The organism is Stenotrophomonas sp. STEN030, from assembly GCF_056759995.1.
Genome location: NZ_JBRREB010000057.1, coordinates 1 through 15,812 on the forward strand (window position 1 = coordinate 1; position 15,812 = coordinate 15,812).

The following is a 15,812-nucleotide window of genomic DNA, read 5'->3' on the forward strand; positions in this document are numbered from 1 at the left end:
GGCGGGCCCCCGCCCCCCCCCCCCCCCCCCCCCCCCCCCCCCCCCCCCCCCCCCCCCCCCCCCCCCCCCCCCCCCCAACAACAGGTGCCACTAACGACCACGGGCAGCCATTGGCTGCCCGTGCGGTATCTGTATGCAGGAAACGCTTAGTAGCGCAGCAGCGCCGAGCCCCAGGTGAAACCGCCACCGAAGGCTTCCAGCAACAACAGCTGGCCACGCTCGACGCGACCCGAACGGATCGCGGCATCCAGTGCCAGCGGCACCGAACCGGACGAGGTGTTGCCGTGCTTGTCGACGGTCACGATCACCTGGTCCATCGGCATCTCCAGGCGCTTGGCCGTGGCTTCGATGATGCGCAGATTGGCCTGATGCGGGATCAGCCAATCCAGGTCGGATTTGTCCAGACCGTTGGCCTGCAGGGTCTCATCAACAACCGAGTCCAGCGCCTTGACGGCGTACTTGAACACGTCATTGCCCTTCATGATGATGTTGCCCGGCTTGTCGAAGCCGACCGACACGCCAACCGGATCCCACAGCAATTCCTTCTTGCTGCCGTCGGCATGCAGATGGGTGCTGAGAATGCCGGTGTCTTCGTCGGCCTTGAGCACGACGGCGCCCGCGCCATCGCCGAACAACACGCAGGTGGTGCGGTCGGTCCAGTCGACGATACGGGTCAGGGTTTCCGCACCGATCACCAAGACGTGCTTGGCATCACCGCTGCGAATGAATTTGTCAGCCACGCTCAGGGCGAAAAGGAAGCCTGAACATGCTGCGTTGACGTCAAACGCCGCCGAACCAGCTGCACCGAGGCGGGCCTGGATCAAGCAAGCGGTAGACGGGAAAATCAGATCCGGCGTGGTGGTACCCACGATGATCATGTCCAGCTGCGATGCCTCAATGCCTGCAGCTTCCAGCGCGCGCACGGCGGCGTGGTAGCCCAGATCACTGGTGGTTTCACCTTCGGCAGCGATGTGCCGCTCACGGATACCCGTGCGCGACTCGATCCACTCGTTGGTCGTTTCGACAATCTTGGTCAGATCATCGTTGGTCAACACTTTCTCGGGCAAATAACTACCGGTGCCCGCGATCCTCGAGTAGATCCGCTTGCTCATGCTGTTTCCTATTGCGCGAAGCCGCCCGTAGGCGGCCCCGGAAGAATCGGTGCAACAACCGCCACACTCAGGTGGCGGCAGCCGTCACAAATCAATCTTCTTCAGCGACCAGGGTCGACTTGGTCGTGATCACCTTCTTGCCGCGGTAGAAACCGTCAGCAGTGATGTGGTGACGCAGATGCACTTCACCGGTGGTCGGATCGGTGGACAGCTGCTTTGCGCTCAGGGCGTCGTGGGCACGACGCATGCCGCGGCGGGACGGGGTAACACGGGATTTCTGGACTGCCATGGGATTGCTCCAAACTCGGTTTCGTTTGCTTCGTCGTTTAATTGCACAGGACGCCAGCGTCCAGCACTACTCGCTTTCGCCGCAGCCGCCGACGATTACCGGCCGCAATTATTTCTTCAGCGCCGCCAATGCCGCAAAGGGATTGGCCTTGCTCAATTCTTCTTCGGTTGCGGTGAAGTCCTGTTCGACTGCCTCGCTTCCTGGCGCCAGCGCAACCACCGGCACCGCCAACACCAACTCGTCTTCCACCAGATCCAGCGGACGCAGGTTGCCGTCTTCAGGCACCAGCATCGCTTCGTATTCTTCTGGAAGCGCAGATTCTTCTTCTTCGTCCTTGATCAAGCCCAAGCGCTGCTTGATCGACACCGGCAGCAGGAAACGCTGCATGGTGCGCTGACAGATCAAGGGCAGCTCGGTATCGATGGTCAGATCGACATACGACACCTGCAAGATGTTGTCTCGATCGAACTCCAGTGAGTAAGTGCACTGGCCTTCGGTATCGGCAACCAGACCCTGCAAGCGGGTCAATTCGGACAAAGGCACCTGGCCGTCAAAGCGCCTGCGCGCTATGACCATCCGCCAAGCATCCAGCAATTCGGGTACGTTCGCGGACATAAGCTGCAGAATGTTAAGGAGTAGCCACGCCGCTGTCAAATCCGTAGCGGCGGAAACATTGTCAGACCGGCGGCGGCGCAGCAGACTGGCCGTCCCGAGCTGCGTATTTTTACACATGAAGCCCCTGATTCTCGCCTCCACCTCACGATATCGTGCTGAATTGCTTAACCGGCTCAGGATTTCGTTCAGTTCAGCCGCTCCGGATGTGGACGAAACCCCACTCCCCGGCGAACCGCCGGCAACCCTGGCGCAGCGCCTGGCCGCCGCCAAGGCCGAAGCCATTGCCGGCCTGCATCCCGGCAGCTGGGCGATCGGCTCGGATCAGGTTGCCGAACTGAATGGGCACCCCCTGGGCAAACCCGGCACCCGCGAGGCCGCCTGCGCGCAGCTGGCGGCAATGTCCGGCCACGAGGTGCTGTTCCACACGGCGGTCTGTGTAAGCGATGGTATTGCGCAGCATCAGGCCATCGATCTCACCCGCGTGCGCTTCAGGAGCCTGCAGACGGCCGAGATCGAACGCTATATCGATGCCGAACAGCCCTTGGACTGTGCCGGCAGCTTCAAATGTGAAGGCTTGGGCATCAGCTTGTTCGAAGCCATCGACAACAGCGACCCCACCGCCCTGATCGGCTTGCCGCTGATCCGGACTTCGCAGCTACTGCGGAAGGCTGGCTACCAGCTGCCCTGAGCTGACGATGACGTGGCGAACACACGCGCTGCGCGCCAACGGCGGGCGCGCAGCGCGAATACAAGCTATTTGACCTCGAACGGCTGTTCGGCCCAGGTCTCCACACTGCCGTCATTGCCATGCAGGCGCAGACCCAGCCAATGCGTGCCGGGCTTCAGGCCTGAGGTATCCAGCTTTGCATCAAAACCGGTATTCGGATGCTGCGGATCGGTGGATATCTTCCAGAACGGGCGCACGTCGTAATCGCGCCCATAGACAGCATCACCCACGCTGCGGCCATCCAGCAGCAGCTCAACCCGCGACAATCCCACGCCATCCTTGAAGGCCCAGCCACTGACTTCCAGCACACCTTTGACTGCCTGACCAGCCGCAGGGGTTTCCACCCATGCCATAGCCGGCGTCACACATGGCCCCTGCTGCTTTTCGGCAGGCAGGCGGAACAACAGGAAGCGCTGGAAACCATGATCAAGCGAGACCACCTTCGGCGGCGGCAGCGGCCCCACCAACTCGCAGACCCTGTGATAACGGTCCAGAAGGTCACGATAACGCTGATCGCCCGGTGCCAGCACCAATAGCACCGGCGTCGAACGGTTGCCGTCACTGATCAATTTCCAGAGCGCCAACTGCGCGGTGCGCCCATGCCTGTCATTGAGCTCATGCGGCAGCACCTTGATCGAAGGATCATTGAGGCGGAAGCCCAGTTCCGCACCGACCTTGAAGCTGCCTGCCAGCACCTGGGTGTCTTCCGGCATCTGCGCGAGCTCCTCACGCACGCCCTCGGACAGCTGCTGCCAACCTGCAAAATTACGCGGGTAGTACTTACTGCCCGCCAGGTGTTCACGCAAGCCCGGAGAGGCAGCCACCAGGTAATAACTCATCGCCAGCAGCAGGCCCAGCGAGGTGAGCACCCACAATGCACGCCGCCAAGGACGCGACCAGTGAGTGAGCAGCGCAGGCACACAGACCAGCAAGGCCAGATAGCCAGGCAGCGGCCAGTGGAAGCTGACCCGCTCCACATCGGTGAAGAACCCCAACGCGAAGATCAGCAAGGTGGAGGTGGCACCAACCAGGGCGAAGTAGCGCCATTGCAGGTGGTGGAAGCCACCCTGCACATTGCGCAGGCCCCTGCCCGCCACCACCGCCATCGCCGCGAACAGCAGCGGCGTCACCAACAACGGCTGGATCACCAGGAACAGCAGCCCTTCCGGCTGGAATGCCCACGGATGGCGCTCGATCACCTGGAACTTGAGTCCAGCATCCTGATTGTCCAGGTTCCACGCCATCAGCGGCACCCATGCCGCCAAACCAACCGACAGCGCGATCCACACCCGCGGATCGCGCAAGGCTTTGCGGCCTTCCGGCAACAGCACCAGCGCAATGAAACCCACAACAATCACACCAATGAAACGGTAGTGACTGAGCGCGCCCATCAACAGCCCGCAGGCCAGCAACAAGGCGCTACCAGCACCCACGCCACGCAGCAGGCGTGCACCGGCATCCAGGCATAGCAGTGCGGCGATCGCCATCGGCACGTCCGGCACCGCCAGGATGCCCAGCGTCGCCGACAACGGCATCAACAAGGCCAGCGAGCCGGCACGCCAACCCATGCGCACGCCGAACCAGCGCGTGCAGATACCAGCGACCATCCACGGCAGCGCCGCGCCCATGATCAGGAACGGCAGGCGCACGCCCAGGCGGTGATCGCCGGCAACCTCGACACCGAGCCGCGTCAACCAGGCCGTCAGCCCGGGCAGGTCCGAATAGGCGGCGGCCAGATGCTGACCTTCCTGCCAATAGAACGCCTCGTCCACGAACAGCGTCAATTGCGAGGCCAACAGCACCTTGGCTGTGGTGACCAGCACCCACAACACAAGGAACGTCAGGTATGCGCGTTGTTCACCCCTGTTTGGCACGTACACTTCCTTCAGCCCAAGTATCGAGACGACCAAGACAATGGCGCCGCCCGGAATGCTACCCGAAGTAACACTACAGTCCCTATCGGCAGCGCAACAGCAGGTAAATTCCCTACTGCTCGGCAAGGCGCAGGAAGTGCGGATGGCCTTTGTCGCGCTGCTGTCCGGCGGACATCTGCTGATCGAGGACCTGCCCGGGCTCGGCAAGACCACCTTGGCCCATGCCATGGCCTCCAGCCTCGGCCTGCAATTCCAGCGCGTGCAGTTCACCTCCGATCTGCTGCCCGCCGATGTGCTCGGCATCTCGGTCTACGAAGCGCATAGCCGCAGCTTCCAGTTCCATCCCGGCCCGGTGTTCTGCAACCTGTTGCTGGCGGATGAAATCAACCGCGCGCCGCCACGCACGCAGAGCGCCTTGCTCGAAGCGATGGCCGAACAGCAGGTGACGTTGGATGGCGTGACCCACCGGCTGCCGGATCCCTTCTTTGTGATTGCCACACAGAATCCGGTCGACATGTCCGGCACCTTCCCACTGCCGGACTCACAGCTGGATCGCTTCCTGCTGCGCCTGACCCTGGGCTACCCCAATGCCGACGCCGAGCGCGCCCTGCTGGCCGGCGAAGACCGCCGCGACCTTATCGCGCGGGTAACTCCCTGCTTGTCAGAGCAGGACATCCGCATGCTGCGCGACGCCGTTGGCCAGGTGCATGCCAGTGACGCTTTGATCGATTACGTGCAGGCCTTGATCACTCGCAGCCGCCAGCACCCGGGCGTGCGCGTCGGCCTGTCGCCACGCGCCGGCATCGCCCTGCTGCGCGCGGCCAAGGCGCACGCGCTGCTGCTTGGCCGCCAGCACGTAGTTCCGGAAGACGTGCAGGCATTGTTCATCGCCGTCGCCGGGCACCGACTGGTCGCTGAGGCCGAAGCATCCTCCGGCCCGACGCTGGCCCGCACCCTACTGCACAGCGTGCAGGTGGATTGAGGTGCTGGCAGCACTGCGGCAACGCCTGCAATCCCTGCAGTTCCTGGCCCGCCCACGGCAGCCGGAGCAGCCACCGACGCAGCTGGACAGGCGCCGCATCTACGTGCTGCCTACCGGCTTCGGCCTGTTTCTGGCCGCCCTGCTAGCGGTGATGCTGCTCGGCGCCTTGAACTACAACAACAACCCGGCACTGCTGCTGGCGCTGCTGCTCGGCGCAACCGCGCTGGCCAGCGCCGTGCAGGCGCATCTGCAGTTGTCGGGCTTGCGTCTGCAAGCCGTTTCCGCCGACCCGGTAGCCGCTGGAAATCCGATCCGCCTGCGTCTGGCGCTCGCGCGCGGCGACCGCCGCCGGCGCCGTGCCCTGCAACTGGACTACTCGCAAGCCAAAACCCATTTCAACCTGGAGCAGCACAGCCAGGCCGAAGCCGATCTCTGGCTACCCACCCAGCAACGCGGCTGGCTGGATCTGTCACGCATCAGAATTACAACCACCCAACCACTGGGTCTGGTCCGCGCCTGGTCGTGGTTCTGGCCGGACTCGGCACTGCTGGTTTATCCCGCGCCGGAAACCAATGCGCCGCCGCTGCCGGATGCGGGCGCCGCTTCCACCCGCACCCGCGTGCACCCGCAAGGTGAAGAACTGCAGCAGATGCGCCCCTACCGCAGCGGCGACTCGCGACGCAGCATCGCCTGGAAGCACTCGGCGCGGCGCGACGAACTGCTGGTGCGCGAATACGAGCGCCCCTACGGCGCCGAACTGGTACTGGACTGGCAACAACTGCTGGCCCTGCCCCACGAACGCCGTATCTCCCGGCTCGCACGCTGGGTAGATGAGGCCGAACGCGAAGGCCGCAGTTACCAGCTGCGTCTGCCAGGCCAACCAGCATTGGGGCCCGCCAGCGGTGACGCCCATCGCCATCTCTGCCTGCGCGCATTGGCGCTGCTGCCAAACGCATGAAGACGCCCTCACCCGCAATAAGCACCAGCAGCCGCCTCTGGATCAATCTGGTCACCGCCCTATCGCTGCTGCCCCTGCTGCTGCAGTTGCCGGGCGTACTGGCGGCGGTGTTCGGAATCACCACCTTGCTGGTGGCGCTGTGGTCATGGCGACGCACCATGCCATTGCTGCTGCGCCTGCTACTGATCGGCGTGGTGTTGGCCTGCATCTACTGGCAGATGGGCGCCAACCCCGGCCGCGATAGCGGTTGCGCTCTGCTCGCGGCGATGCTGGCGATCAAATCCAGCGAGCTGCGCACGCTGCGTGATGCGCGCAGCCTGATTGGCTTCAGCCTGTTTGCGCCATTCGCGGCCTTCCTGCTCGACCAGGGGCCGAGCACCCTGCTGATGTCGGCCGCCGCCGTAGTAGCCGCCCTGCTCGCGCTGCAACGTCTGGCCGATGAAGAAGTCGGTATTGCCCACCTGCCACCGCGCGCGCAGCTGCGCACCGTCGGCGGACTGATGCTGTTGGCACTGCCTTTGGCCTTGTCAGCATTCTGGCTGGTGCCGCGCCTGCCGACGCCGCTATGGGGCACACCGGATCGAGCGGTGTCACGCCCGGGCCTGTCCGACAGCATGCAACCCGGCGCAATGGGCGACTTGTTGGCCGATGACAGCCCGGCGCTGCGCGTCGAGTTTTTCGGCCCGGTGCCAGCGCAGGACCAACGTTATTGGCGTGGCCCGGTACTGACGCGCTTTGATGGCCGGCGCTGGTCCAGATTGCAAAGCCCTACTTCCACACCGCCGCCCAGCGTCAGCAACAGCGCGCTGCGCTGGGACTACCAGATCGAATACGAGCCCACCGACCGCCGCGAACTGGTGGCGCTGGACCTCCCCCTACAAGCACCTGCCGGCAGCCAGTTGGATGCCGACTACAGCCTGACCACAGCGCAATCACTTACCGCACTGACACGCTGGCGCATGCAGTCCAGCCCTGCGCTGGCCTTCCAGGCCGAGCTGCCGGCACGCCTGCGGCGGCAAGCCCTGCAACTGCCTGAAAACTTCAATCCGCGCACTCTGGCCTTGGCCAGACAATGGCGCAGCCAAGCCGGCGCTGATGACGCGGCCTTGGTGCAACGCAGCCTGGACTGGATCCATCGCGAGTTCGCCTACACCTTGAACACGCCATTGGCCGGCCGCCACTCCGTCGACGAATTCCTGTTCGACCAGAAGGCCGGGTACTGCGAGCACTTCAGCGCGGCATTTGTGGTGCTGATGCGAGGTGCAGGCATTCCAGCGCGGGTCGTCACTGGCTATGCCGGCGGCGTGCGTAACCGCTTCGGCAATTATTGGGTAGTGCGGCGTCTTGATGCGCATGCCTGGGCCGAAGTCTGGTTGCCGCAACGCGGCTGGGTTCGGGTTGATCCCACCGCAGCAGTCGCTCCGGAGCGCATCTACGACACGCTGGAAGACCGTATCGGTGAAAACAACACCAGCGGGCTGAACTTGCCCGCTCGCTGGAGCAGTCTGCTGCAGTACAGCGATTTCCTTCGTCGCGGCTGGAATACCGCCGTACTGTCCTTCAACGCCGAACGTCAGCAGCGCCTGCTCAGCGGTATCGGCATCAAACAGTTGAGCCCCTCCCAGCTGGTTGCCTTGTTTGCCGCCTTTGCCGCTCTTGCCTTGGGCTTGATGGCCTGGCTGCTGGCCCGTGGCGAGCGCCAGCGCGACCCGCTGCTGCGCGCCTGGCACCGGCTGGACAGCCGCTACCAGCGCCTCGACCTGGGCCGTGAAGCTTACGAAACCGCCAGCGACTGGGCCAGTCGCGTCGACCAGGCCCGTCCTGGCAGCGACCTGCTGGCGCTCAGCCAGCGTTTCACTCAGGCGCGCTACGCTGGCGCTCGATCGGATGTCGTTTCATTATTGGCGGACCTGCACAGGCACCGCCCGAAACCCGGAGTACGAACATGAAGACCCGCATCCTCCTAGTTGCCGCCGCCACTCTGGCGCTGGCTGCCTGTGCCACTGCGCCCAAGCCGCTGCAGGGACAGTTCACCCCCGTTTCACCGCGTGACGCGGTGGCGCAGAAGCAAACCGGCGCACCGGTACGCTGGGGCGGTCGCATCATCGAAACCATCCCTGGCCAGGGTGAAACCTGCTTCCAGATGCTCGCCCGCCCGCTCAATGCCAGCGGCCGCCCGAGCACCACGTCCAGCGATGCCAGCGATGGCCGCTTCTTGGCCTGCCGCAGCGGCTTCTATGATCCGGCGGTGTTCGAGCCGGGCCGCGACGTGACCTTCATCGGCCGCATCGATGGCTACCAGAGCACCAAGATCGGCGAATACGACTACCCACTGCCCAAGCTTTCCGCTGACGTGGTCTACCTGTGGCCGGTACAGCGCGAAGTGGAAGTAGTGCCCGCCTACCCGTACGGCCCGTGGGGCCCGGGTTGGGGTCCCGGTTGGGGCTGGGGTTACCGCGGCTGGTGGTAACAGACTGAAAACGCCGCCCAAGGGGCGGCGTTTTCTTTTGCTTGAATCTGTTTGTGGCAGCGGCGTAAGCCGCGAAGCTCCAGATCCATCCGCCACAAGCTGCGCATGGCAATCAACTACTGCTTGAGAATAGGCGTTGTTGTTGTTTTGATGCTATCGGCTTCGCGGCTTACGCCGCTCCCACAATCAACACAACAGCGTCAACTCACGCGCCAAAATGCCCCAAAGGCGCACCCGCCAACAGATGCAGGTGGATGTGGAACACCGTCTGCCCGGCATCTTCGCGGCAGTTCATCACGATGCGGTAGCCGTTCTCGGCGAAACCTTCCTGGCGTGCATAAGCAGCAGCCGCCAAAGCCAGTTTGCCAATCAGATGCGCCTGCGTCGGCTGCAAGTCATCCAGGGTCGGGATGACCTCGTTCTTTGGAATGAAAAGCACATGCACCGGCGCCTGCGGGGCGATGTCCTTGAAGCCCAGCACTTCATCGTCTTCGTAGACGATAGCGGCGGGAATTTCGCGGCGGATGATCTTGCCGAAAATGGTGTCGGTCATGTGGGAGCTCGCTGCAGTAAACGACCTACAGCTTACAACCCCGGCGCGGCTTATTCGCCGACTTCGCTGCGGCTACCAAACGCATGCGACAAAGTGCCGCGATCCACGTATTCCAGCTCGCCACCCAAGGGCAGACCCTGCGCCAGACGGCTGGGACGCACCTTGTTGCGACGTGCCAGCTGCGCCAGGTAATGCGCGGTGGCCTCACCTTCTACGGTGGAGTTGGTGGCGATGATCAGCTCGGTGACTTCGCCCTGCGCCAAACGTGTTTCCAGCTGATCAAGGCCCAGCTCACGTGGGCCGATCCCATCCAGCGGCGACAAACGTCCCTGCAGCACGTAATACACGCCGCGGTAGCTGGTGGCATGCTCGATCGCCAGCCGATCGGCCGGTGATTCGATCACGCACAGCATCTGCCGCTCGCGACTGCTGCTGGCGCAGACCGGGCACAGCTCGGTTTCGCTGAAATCGCGGCATTGCTTGCAGTGGCCGATCTTCTCGATGGCCTCGGCCAAGACTTCCGACAAACGCTGGCCGCCGTCACGGGCACGCTCAAGCACGTGGTAGGCCATGCGCTGCGCAGTCTTCTGGCCAACACCGGGCAGCACCCGAAAGGCTTCGATCAGTTGTTCCAGCAGCGGCAGGCTCATCGCAACGGTCTCATCACAGCAGGCGTATCGCTAAAACAAACGCGCGAAGCCCGGAGGCTTCGCGGCGCGGGGGCGTGCATGCGCCAGGCAAGCCGGCGCGGGCCACATCAGAACGGCAGCTTCATGCCCGGCGGCAGCTTCATGCCGGCCGTGGCCGAGCCCATGCGGCTCTGCGACTCGGCGTCGATCTTGTTGGCGGCATCGTTGAACGCGGCTGCGATCAGGTCTTCAGCCATTTCCGGATCGCTCAGCACCGACGGATCGATACGCACCTTGCGGCACTCCTTGGTGCCACTCAGGGTCACGCTGACCATGCCGCCGCCGGCGCTGCCGGTGACTTCCAACTTGGCGATTTCTTCCTGGGCCTTCTGCAGGTTTTCCTGCATTTTCTGGGCCTGCTGCATCATTTGGGCGATATTGCCGCGCATGGTTCGTTACTCTTTGAAAGGACGGATGGAATCGGCCACGACCCGTGCACCCTGCTGTATCAGCTGTTGCACCTGGGGGTCGGCCATGAACACGGCTTCGGCCGCAGATTGTTGTTCACCGCGCTGGCGATCAGCGCGCTGGTGCAAAGTCTCAGCCTGGGCGTTGCCAGTCTCAATGAGGATCTTAGGCGTGCTACCCAAGGCCTGCGACAGCGCCTGTGCCAAAGCATTCAAGGCCCGCTCAGACTGCAGGTATTCAAAGCCCGGCAACAAAGCCAGCCGCAGCACGCCATGCTGGAAGTTGACGAAGGCCGCATTGGCCGCCAGTTCGCGAGACGGCCCGCTCAGGCCGCTGTCGTCGATCAGGTCCAGCCACTGTTCGGCCGTGTTCAAGGCACGCCCGCTCTGTGCCGGTGCCGAGGCGGCCACCGGTTCGATGGCGATACCGGTTGGGCGAACCGGCTCAGCCTGCTGAACCGGCTGCGGCGCAGCGACGGGTGCCGGCTTCGGCGCTTCAATCGGGACTTCAATGGGTTCGGGCGCTTCCGGCATGGCCATTTCCGCCGCCATCGCCTCGTCACGCGCGTTCGCTTCTGCCGCCTCAACCGCCCATGGCGGCAGATCTTCGTCAGCAGTTGCTGGCTTGGCGGCTTGAACCGGGGCCGGAGCTGCTGCCGGAGCTTGCACGGGCTCGGGCTTGAACGCCGGCTCTGCTGTAGCTGGCTCGGACTGCGGCGCAGCCTGCTGCGGAGCAACCGCTGCCGGCGCGGACGCTAGCTCGGGCTTGGGTTCTGACACAGGTGCAACCGGCGCGACCACAGCCGGTGCGACCTGCGCTTCAACCGGTTTGGCGGTTTGCGCCGACGCTGCTGCAGCGACTGGTGCGGCTTGCGTGTTGCCGCCCACACCTGCGCCAGTCCCGGATGCGCTGCCTTCCGGCGTCGCAGGTACCGCGCCTGCCGGGCGGAATGCCAGCATGCGCAGCACCGTCATTTCAAAGCCAGCACGCGGGCTGGGTGCCAGATGTAGATCGCGACGGCCACCGAGGGCCATCTGATACCAGAGCTGCACCACTTCCGGGCGCAGGCGCTGGGCAAAGGCCACCGCGTCGACGCCTTCACCCGGCACCGAAGTGCCCGGCACCAACTGTTGCACCTGGATGCGGTGCAGGCCTTCGGCCAGGGCATCCAGCACCCCGCTCCAGTCCGGCGAGAACTCGGCCAGCCCGGCAACCACCTGCAGCAGACGCGCACCTTCGCCATCGGCCAAGGCATCGAGCATCGCGCTGACTTGCGTGCGATCGACCGTGCCCAGCATCGTGCGCACCACGTCGTCGCGCAGCGCGCCACCGGCATAGGCGATGGACTGATCCAGCAGCGACAAGCCATCACGCAGCGAGCCATCGGCCGCGCGCGCCAGCTGTACCAGCGCACTGTCGTCGAACTCGATCTGCTCGGCCGTCATGATCCGCGACATCTGGCCGTGGATCTGCTCCTCGTCCAGGCGCTTCAGGTTGAACTGCAGGCAGCGGCTGAGCACCGTGACCGGCAGCTTCTGCGGATCGGTGGTGGCCAGCAGGAACTTCACGTGTTCCGGCGGCTCTTCCAGCGTCTTCAGCAGCGCATTGAAGGCCGCCTTGGAGAGCATGTGCACTTCGTCGATCAGGTAGACCTTGTACTGCCCACGCGAGGGCATGTACTGGGCGTTCTCGATCACCTCGCGCACGTCATCCACGCCGGTATTGGACGCGGCATCGATTTCCAGCAGGTCGATGTAGCGGCCGGCATCGATGTCCAGGCAGGCCCGGCACTGACCGCAGGGGTCGGCGCTGGTGCCGTTCTCGCAGTTCAGCGATTTGGCGAAGATGCGGGCAATGGTGGTCTTGCCGACACCCCGGGTGCCGGTGAACAGAAAGGCGTGGTGGACGCGGCCACTGTCGAGCGCATTGCTGAGCGCGCGGACCACGTGTTCCTGGCCCACCAACTCGGCAAAACGCTTCGGACGCCACTTGCGGGCAAGGACGAGATAGGACATCAGGCAACCGTCTTCATCTGAAGCCCCATTGTGCCATGGCCAGCCCATCCCCCAGCACCCTGTTGAGGGGGTGCTTGTGAACGGCCGCCAGTCCCTATAGAATCCACGCCCCTGCCGAGGCATTAGTGCGGCAGGATCCGGAGAGGTGTCCGAGTGGTTGAAGGAGCACGCCTGGAAAGTGTGTAAGCGTCTAAACCGCGCTTCGGGGGTTCGAATCCCCCTCTCTCCGCCAGTTATCCAGTAGGTAGTGGCTTCGGCCAAGCAGTTACGGAACTACCCTACTAAAAGACCTGCTACGCCTGACGTGTTGGGCTAAGTGAGCGAGGAGGCCACCCGAAAGGGTGGCCTTTTTGTTGTTCATTGCTTGGTCCGCTGGCCTTCGGTCGCCTCTCGCTTCGCGTCCCGCTCCGCCTTGATCTAGGCGGTCACGACACCCATGGTCCCCACGTTGGGACCACCCAATGTCGGTAGCTCCGCCATCGTCATGTCCGGGCTTTCCAGCTTCACGAACGTTCCCGTCGGCAGCTCCCATTCCGCGAGAAGCCCCTCAAATTTCGCGCCCGCTCCATTCTGAAGGGATAGGGGCTCAAAACGTGTCGGCTCCCCGTACTTCTCCTTCAACTGGGCTAGGTCCTGAGCTTGGGTGCTGATGCCCCCCGTTCGCGTACCTACCGACAACAATCGCCCACCCCTAAGCACACCCCAAATCTTGAAGCCCGAGACAATCGCGGGCCTGTTCCTATGGGCAAAGTAGATTTCGACCCGCTCATCACTCAAGGGGCCTTCCGCATCGACCAACTTGCCCCGGCTGTTCCGTACTTGGTCACGCTTGTAACAAGAACCCGCCTCAGGGAAGTAGGTCCGGGAACTCCGGTCGAACTGACATTCCGGGATCGAAATAGGCTCGTTCAACTCCAAGCCGAAAACGGTTTCTGGAGCCTGCTGCGCCGCGGCAGACCCCGCCATAAAAAGACCAAAAATACAAAGGCGCGCATGCTATCCCCTCCTCCTGCCCGGTAGCGATCCTAGCACCGGGTTTCCGAACGCGGTACAAGGCGACAAAGGCTGTTAACTCGTCTCGTCTCCTGAGACACAGGCGAGGCATCTTGTTGTCTTAACTCCACGCCCATAGATTTGTGGGAATTAGGACTCGCGGGGGCGAGCATGATCGATCGATTTCAAGGGGACGAGGGACGGCGGCGATTGGTCGCGACCCTCACGGAACATCGGCTAGTAGCGAACAGACCGGAACTGGCGGAACGGCTCGTTGCGGTGGGCGAGTTGATGGAGGTTCCCGCAGGGACTGCCTTCATCAATCAGGGCGACCAGACTTCGGACGTTTTCTTCATTATCGCCGGCAAGGTCGAAGTTCGGGTCAATGGCAAGGTGGTGGCGAACCGCTTCTCCGGCGACCACGTCGGCGAAATGGCTGCAATCGAGCCGACCCAATCTCGATCCGCGACCGTCGTCCCCATTGAGACTCCAGCGGTTTTTCTTAGGGTCAGCGAGGCCAAATTTGCGGAGTCCGCGGAACAGTTCCCGGACGTATGGAGGCGAATTGCTGCGACGCTCGCTCGGCGGCTCGCGCAGCGAAATCACCTGATAACTGCCCAGCGCGAAAGAGTGAAGGTCTTCATCGTTTCGTCTGCCGAAGCGCTGCCCATTGTGCGCCTCATCAGGCAGCAGTTTGAGCATGACCCCTTCCTTGCCGTGGGATGGGATCAGGGCGTTTTCCGCGCCTCAAATTACACACTCGAAGACCTAGAAGCCCGGCTGGATGACTCCGACTTTGCGGTTGCAGTTGCTCACAAAGACGACATAGTAATTACGCGCGGCGACGAGTGGCCGGCTGTGCGTGACAACGTTATCTTTGAACTTGGTTTGTTCATGGGCAGGCTTGGTCGTCGTCGTGCTTTCCTGATGGAACCCCGCGAAGCAAATTTGAAGATGCCCAGCGACATGGCCGGACTGACTACCGTCCCGTATCGCTATGTTCCTGGGAATGACGCGGCGGCGTATATCGCCACGGCATGCGACCGCCTACGCGAACTGATTCTTGCCGAAGGCCCAAAGGACTAGGGGGGGGTAACATGGGACTCAAAGACGATCTGACAAATTTCTGCCACGACATCTTCAACAGTAACTGGGAAGTGACCGAAGGGAGAGTGGTTCCCGACGAAAGCAAGCTGACGTTGAAGAACACGGCAATTACGATTGAAGGGGCAGTACTTTATTCCGACCTTTCCGGGTCTACAGCGATGGTAGATGGCTGGAAAAACTGGTTCGCAGCAGACATATACAAATCATATTTGTACTGCTGTGCGCGCATCGTCGCTTCAATGGGCGGCGTTGTTACTGCCTATGACGGAGACAGGATTATGGCTGTCTTCATTGGGGAAGGAAAAGAAACGAACGCAGTTAAGGCGGCAATGAGAATAAAGTGGGCGGTCGAGCACATCATCATGCCGAAAAAGAGAGAAAGGTTTCCTAATGACAAATTTGACTTGAAGTTCGCCACAGGAATAGATGTCTGCGAGTTGTTTGTAGCGAAAACAGGAGCGCGCGGGGCCAATGATCTAGTTTGGGTTGGAAAGGCCGCAAATTACGCAGCGAAATTGACGGACCTTCCCGGGAACTTCACTTACGTTACAAATCGCATCTATAGCAAATTGGCCGCGGAGGCTAAGACTACTGATGGCAAGGATATGTGGGTGGCAGTGAAGTGGAATACATTCAATAACGAAACCATTTATCGCTCAAGTTGGCATTGGTCTTTTACCTAGGGAAAGATCCACCGCGGCCCCTCGCCCAGCAGGGACCGCGGTGCGGGCCGCCAGCCCCGGGAGGTCTGGATGCGCCCAGCCACGAGGCCGTCCAGCGAATCGGGCCGCAGGCCGTGTTCCTCGCGCATTTCGGCCTTGGTCCGGGAGACGATCCGCCCCGACGCGACGTGCTGCCAGCGGTAGGTGCGTTCGTCGCGGTTGAAGCCCCGCGCGCGCTCCCGATAGGCCGGGTCCGCCCATCGGGCCTTCATCTGCCCGGATATGCGCGCGCGGCAATCGGGATCAGCCCATAGCCGCGCCATCGCTTCCCGCGTCGCCGTCGCCTACGGCGTCATTC

The 15,812-nt window shown here is 62.8% G+C and carries 16 protein-coding genes and 1 tRNA gene; 8 read left to right on the plus strand and 9 right to left on the minus strand.

From position 1 onward, the window contains the following. Positions 1–146 precede the first annotated feature (146 nt). The 3 genes from ACVOLR_RS16780 to ACVOLR_RS16790 all read right to left on the minus strand — a co-directional run bounded on the left by ACVOLR_RS16780 (position 147) and on the right by ACVOLR_RS16790 (position 2,016). Positions 147–1,112, minus strand: a complete 966-nt coding sequence (locus ACVOLR_RS16780) for a beta-ketoacyl-ACP synthase III (RefSeq protein WP_481537457.1) — start codon at positions 1,110–1,112, stop codon at positions 147–149. 91 nt (positions 1,113–1,203) lie between these two features. Then, entirely contained in the window at positions 1,204–1,401 is a 198-nt protein-coding gene (gene rpmF, locus ACVOLR_RS16785) for a 50S ribosomal protein L32 (RefSeq protein ID WP_057628937.1), read from the minus strand. Positions 1,402–1,509: 108 nt separating this feature from the next. Beyond that, positions 1,510–2,016 carry a YceD family protein gene (locus ACVOLR_RS16790; protein ID WP_481511492.1) on the minus strand — a complete coding sequence of 169 codons (507 nt, stop codon included), beginning with the start codon at positions 2,014–2,016 and terminating at the stop codon, positions 1,510–1,512. Positions 2,017–2,131: 115 nt separating this feature from the next. Between ACVOLR_RS16790 and ACVOLR_RS16795 the strand changes: the two genes are divergently transcribed. Beyond that, positions 2,132–2,704: a Maf family protein gene (locus ACVOLR_RS16795; protein WP_481537458.1), complete on the plus strand. Its 573-nt coding sequence runs from the start codon at positions 2,132–2,134 to the stop codon at positions 2,702–2,704. Positions 2,705–2,769: 65 nt separating this feature from the next. Here ACVOLR_RS16795 and ACVOLR_RS16800 read toward each other — a convergent pair whose 3' ends face one another. Then, a complete protein-coding gene (locus tag ACVOLR_RS16800) occupies positions 2,770–4,623 on the minus strand; it encodes a glycosyltransferase family 39 protein (protein ID WP_481537459.1) in 1,854 nt (617 codons plus the stop codon). A gap of 34 nt (positions 4,624–4,657) precedes the next feature. On the opposite strand from ACVOLR_RS16800, the gene ACVOLR_RS16805 reads away from it, so the two are divergent. Genes ACVOLR_RS16805 through ACVOLR_RS16820 form a run of 4 tightly spaced genes read left to right on the plus strand, consistent with a single transcriptional unit; the run spans position 4,658 to position 9,027 of the window. Further along, the gene (locus ACVOLR_RS16805; RefSeq protein WP_481537460.1) at positions 4,658–5,599 is read left to right on the plus strand and encodes an AAA family ATPase; all 942 of its coding nucleotides are present in this window, start codon (positions 4,658–4,660) and stop codon (positions 5,597–5,599) included. A 1-nt stretch (position 5,600) separates the two neighbouring features. Continuing rightward, complete coding sequence (locus ACVOLR_RS16810) at positions 5,601–6,557, plus strand: DUF58 domain-containing protein (protein WP_481537461.1); 957 nt, start codon at positions 5,601–5,603, stop codon at positions 6,555–6,557. Continuing rightward, positions 6,554–8,506 carry a transglutaminase TgpA family protein gene (locus tag ACVOLR_RS16815; RefSeq protein WP_481537462.1) on the plus strand — a complete coding sequence of 651 codons (1,953 nt, stop codon included), beginning with the start codon at positions 6,554–6,556 and terminating at the stop codon, positions 8,504–8,506. The genes ACVOLR_RS16810 and ACVOLR_RS16815 overlap by 4 nt, the downstream gene beginning before the upstream one ends. Next, on the plus strand, positions 8,503–9,027 hold the full coding sequence (locus ACVOLR_RS16820) for a Slp family lipoprotein (protein ID WP_481537463.1): 525 nt from the start codon (positions 8,503–8,505) through the stop codon (positions 9,025–9,027). The genes ACVOLR_RS16815 and ACVOLR_RS16820 overlap by 4 nt, the downstream gene beginning before the upstream one ends. A gap of 205 nt (positions 9,028–9,232) precedes the next feature. On the opposite strand, the gene ACVOLR_RS16825 is transcribed toward ACVOLR_RS16820, so the two are convergent. The 4 genes from ACVOLR_RS16825 to dnaX all read right to left on the minus strand — a co-directional run bounded on the left by ACVOLR_RS16825 (position 9,233) and on the right by dnaX (position 12,692). Then, entirely contained in the window at positions 9,233–9,580 is a 348-nt protein-coding gene (locus ACVOLR_RS16825; protein ID WP_296252765.1) for a histidine triad nucleotide-binding protein, read from the minus strand. Between the two features lie 50 nt (positions 9,581–9,630). Further along, the gene (gene recR, locus ACVOLR_RS16830; RefSeq protein ID WP_282270729.1) at positions 9,631–10,230 is read right to left on the minus strand and encodes a recombination mediator RecR; all 600 of its coding nucleotides are present in this window, start codon (positions 10,228–10,230) and stop codon (positions 9,631–9,633) included. A gap of 107 nt (positions 10,231–10,337) precedes the next feature. Beyond that, positions 10,338–10,658 (minus strand): YbaB/EbfC family nucleoid-associated protein, encoded by a 321-nt coding sequence (locus ACVOLR_RS16835; protein WP_057629296.1) that lies wholly within the window; start codon positions 10,656–10,658, stop codon positions 10,338–10,340. Between the two features lie 6 nt (positions 10,659–10,664). After that, positions 10,665–12,692, minus strand: a complete 2,028-nt coding sequence (dnaX, locus tag ACVOLR_RS16840) for a DNA polymerase III subunit gamma/tau (protein ID WP_481537464.1) — start codon at positions 12,690–12,692, stop codon at positions 10,665–10,667. A gap of 139 nt (positions 12,693–12,831) precedes the next feature. Here dnaX and ACVOLR_RS16845 point away from each other — a divergent pair. From ACVOLR_RS16845 to ACVOLR_RS16855, 3 genes are all read left to right on the plus strand, one after another. After that, positions 12,832–12,924, plus strand: a tRNA-Ser gene (locus ACVOLR_RS16845). A gap of 932 nt (positions 12,925–13,856) precedes the next feature. Further along, entirely contained in the window at positions 13,857–14,771 is a 915-nt protein-coding gene (locus ACVOLR_RS16850; protein ID WP_481537465.1) for a TIR domain-containing protein, read from the plus strand. Between the two features lie 11 nt (positions 14,772–14,782). Beyond that, positions 14,783–15,475 carry an adenylate/guanylate cyclase domain-containing protein gene (locus ACVOLR_RS16855; RefSeq protein ID WP_481537466.1) on the plus strand — a complete coding sequence of 231 codons (693 nt, stop codon included), beginning with the start codon at positions 14,783–14,785 and terminating at the stop codon, positions 15,473–15,475. Here ACVOLR_RS16855 and ACVOLR_RS16860 read toward each other — a convergent pair. Further along, positions 15,472–15,726: a hypothetical protein gene (locus ACVOLR_RS16860; protein WP_481537467.1), complete on the minus strand. Its 255-nt coding sequence runs from the start codon at positions 15,724–15,726 to the stop codon at positions 15,472–15,474. The two genes, ACVOLR_RS16855 and ACVOLR_RS16860, sit on opposite strands and share 4 nt — an antisense overlap. Positions 15,727–15,812 lie beyond the last annotated feature (86 nt).

What these genes read in the sequence shown, in the direction of transcription:
- ACVOLR_RS16780 (WP_481537457.1), bottom strand. Translation starts at nt 1,112, where the DNA reads ATGAGCAAGCGGATCTACTCGAGGATCGCGGGCACCGGTAGTTATTTG.
- rpmF (WP_057628937.1), bottom strand. Translation starts at nt 1,401, where the DNA reads ATGGCAGTCCAGAAATCCCGTGTTACCCCGTCCCGCCGCGGCATGCGT.
- ACVOLR_RS16790 (WP_481511492.1), bottom strand. Translation starts at nt 2,016, where the DNA reads ATGTCCGCGAACGTACCCGAATTGCTGGATGCTTGGCGGATGGTCATA.
- ACVOLR_RS16795 (WP_481537458.1), top strand. Translation starts at nt 2,132, where the DNA reads ATGAAGCCCCTGATTCTCGCCTCCACCTCACGATATCGTGCTGAATTG.
- ACVOLR_RS16805 (WP_481537460.1), top strand. Translation starts at nt 4,658, where the DNA reads ATGGCGCCGCCCGGAATGCTACCCGAAGTAACACTACAGTCCCTATCG.
- ACVOLR_RS16815 (WP_481537462.1), top strand. Translation starts at nt 6,554, where the DNA reads ATGAAGACGCCCTCACCCGCAATAAGCACCAGCAGCCGCCTCTGGATC.
- ACVOLR_RS16820 (WP_481537463.1), top strand. Translation starts at nt 8,503, where the DNA reads ATGAAGACCCGCATCCTCCTAGTTGCCGCCGCCACTCTGGCGCTGGCT.
- ACVOLR_RS16825 (WP_296252765.1), bottom strand. Translation starts at nt 9,580, where the DNA reads ATGACCGACACCATTTTCGGCAAGATCATCCGCCGCGAAATTCCCGCC.
- recR (WP_282270729.1), bottom strand. Translation starts at nt 10,230, where the DNA reads ATGAGCCTGCCGCTGCTGGAACAACTGATCGAAGCCTTTCGGGTGCTG.
- ACVOLR_RS16835 (WP_057629296.1), bottom strand. Translation starts at nt 10,658, where the DNA reads ATGCGCGGCAATATCGCCCAAATGATGCAGCAGGCCCAGAAAATGCAG.
- dnaX (WP_481537464.1), bottom strand. Translation starts at nt 12,692, where the DNA reads ATGTCCTATCTCGTCCTTGCCCGCAAGTGGCGTCCGAAGCGTTTTGCC.
- ACVOLR_RS16850 (WP_481537465.1), top strand. Translation starts at nt 13,857, where the DNA reads ATGATCGATCGATTTCAAGGGGACGAGGGACGGCGGCGATTGGTCGCG.
- ACVOLR_RS16855 (WP_481537466.1), top strand. Translation starts at nt 14,783, where the DNA reads ATGGGACTCAAAGACGATCTGACAAATTTCTGCCACGACATCTTCAAC.
- ACVOLR_RS16860 (WP_481537467.1), bottom strand. Translation starts at nt 15,726, where the DNA reads ATGAAGGCCCGATGGGCGGACCCGGCCTATCGGGAGCGCGCGCGGGGC.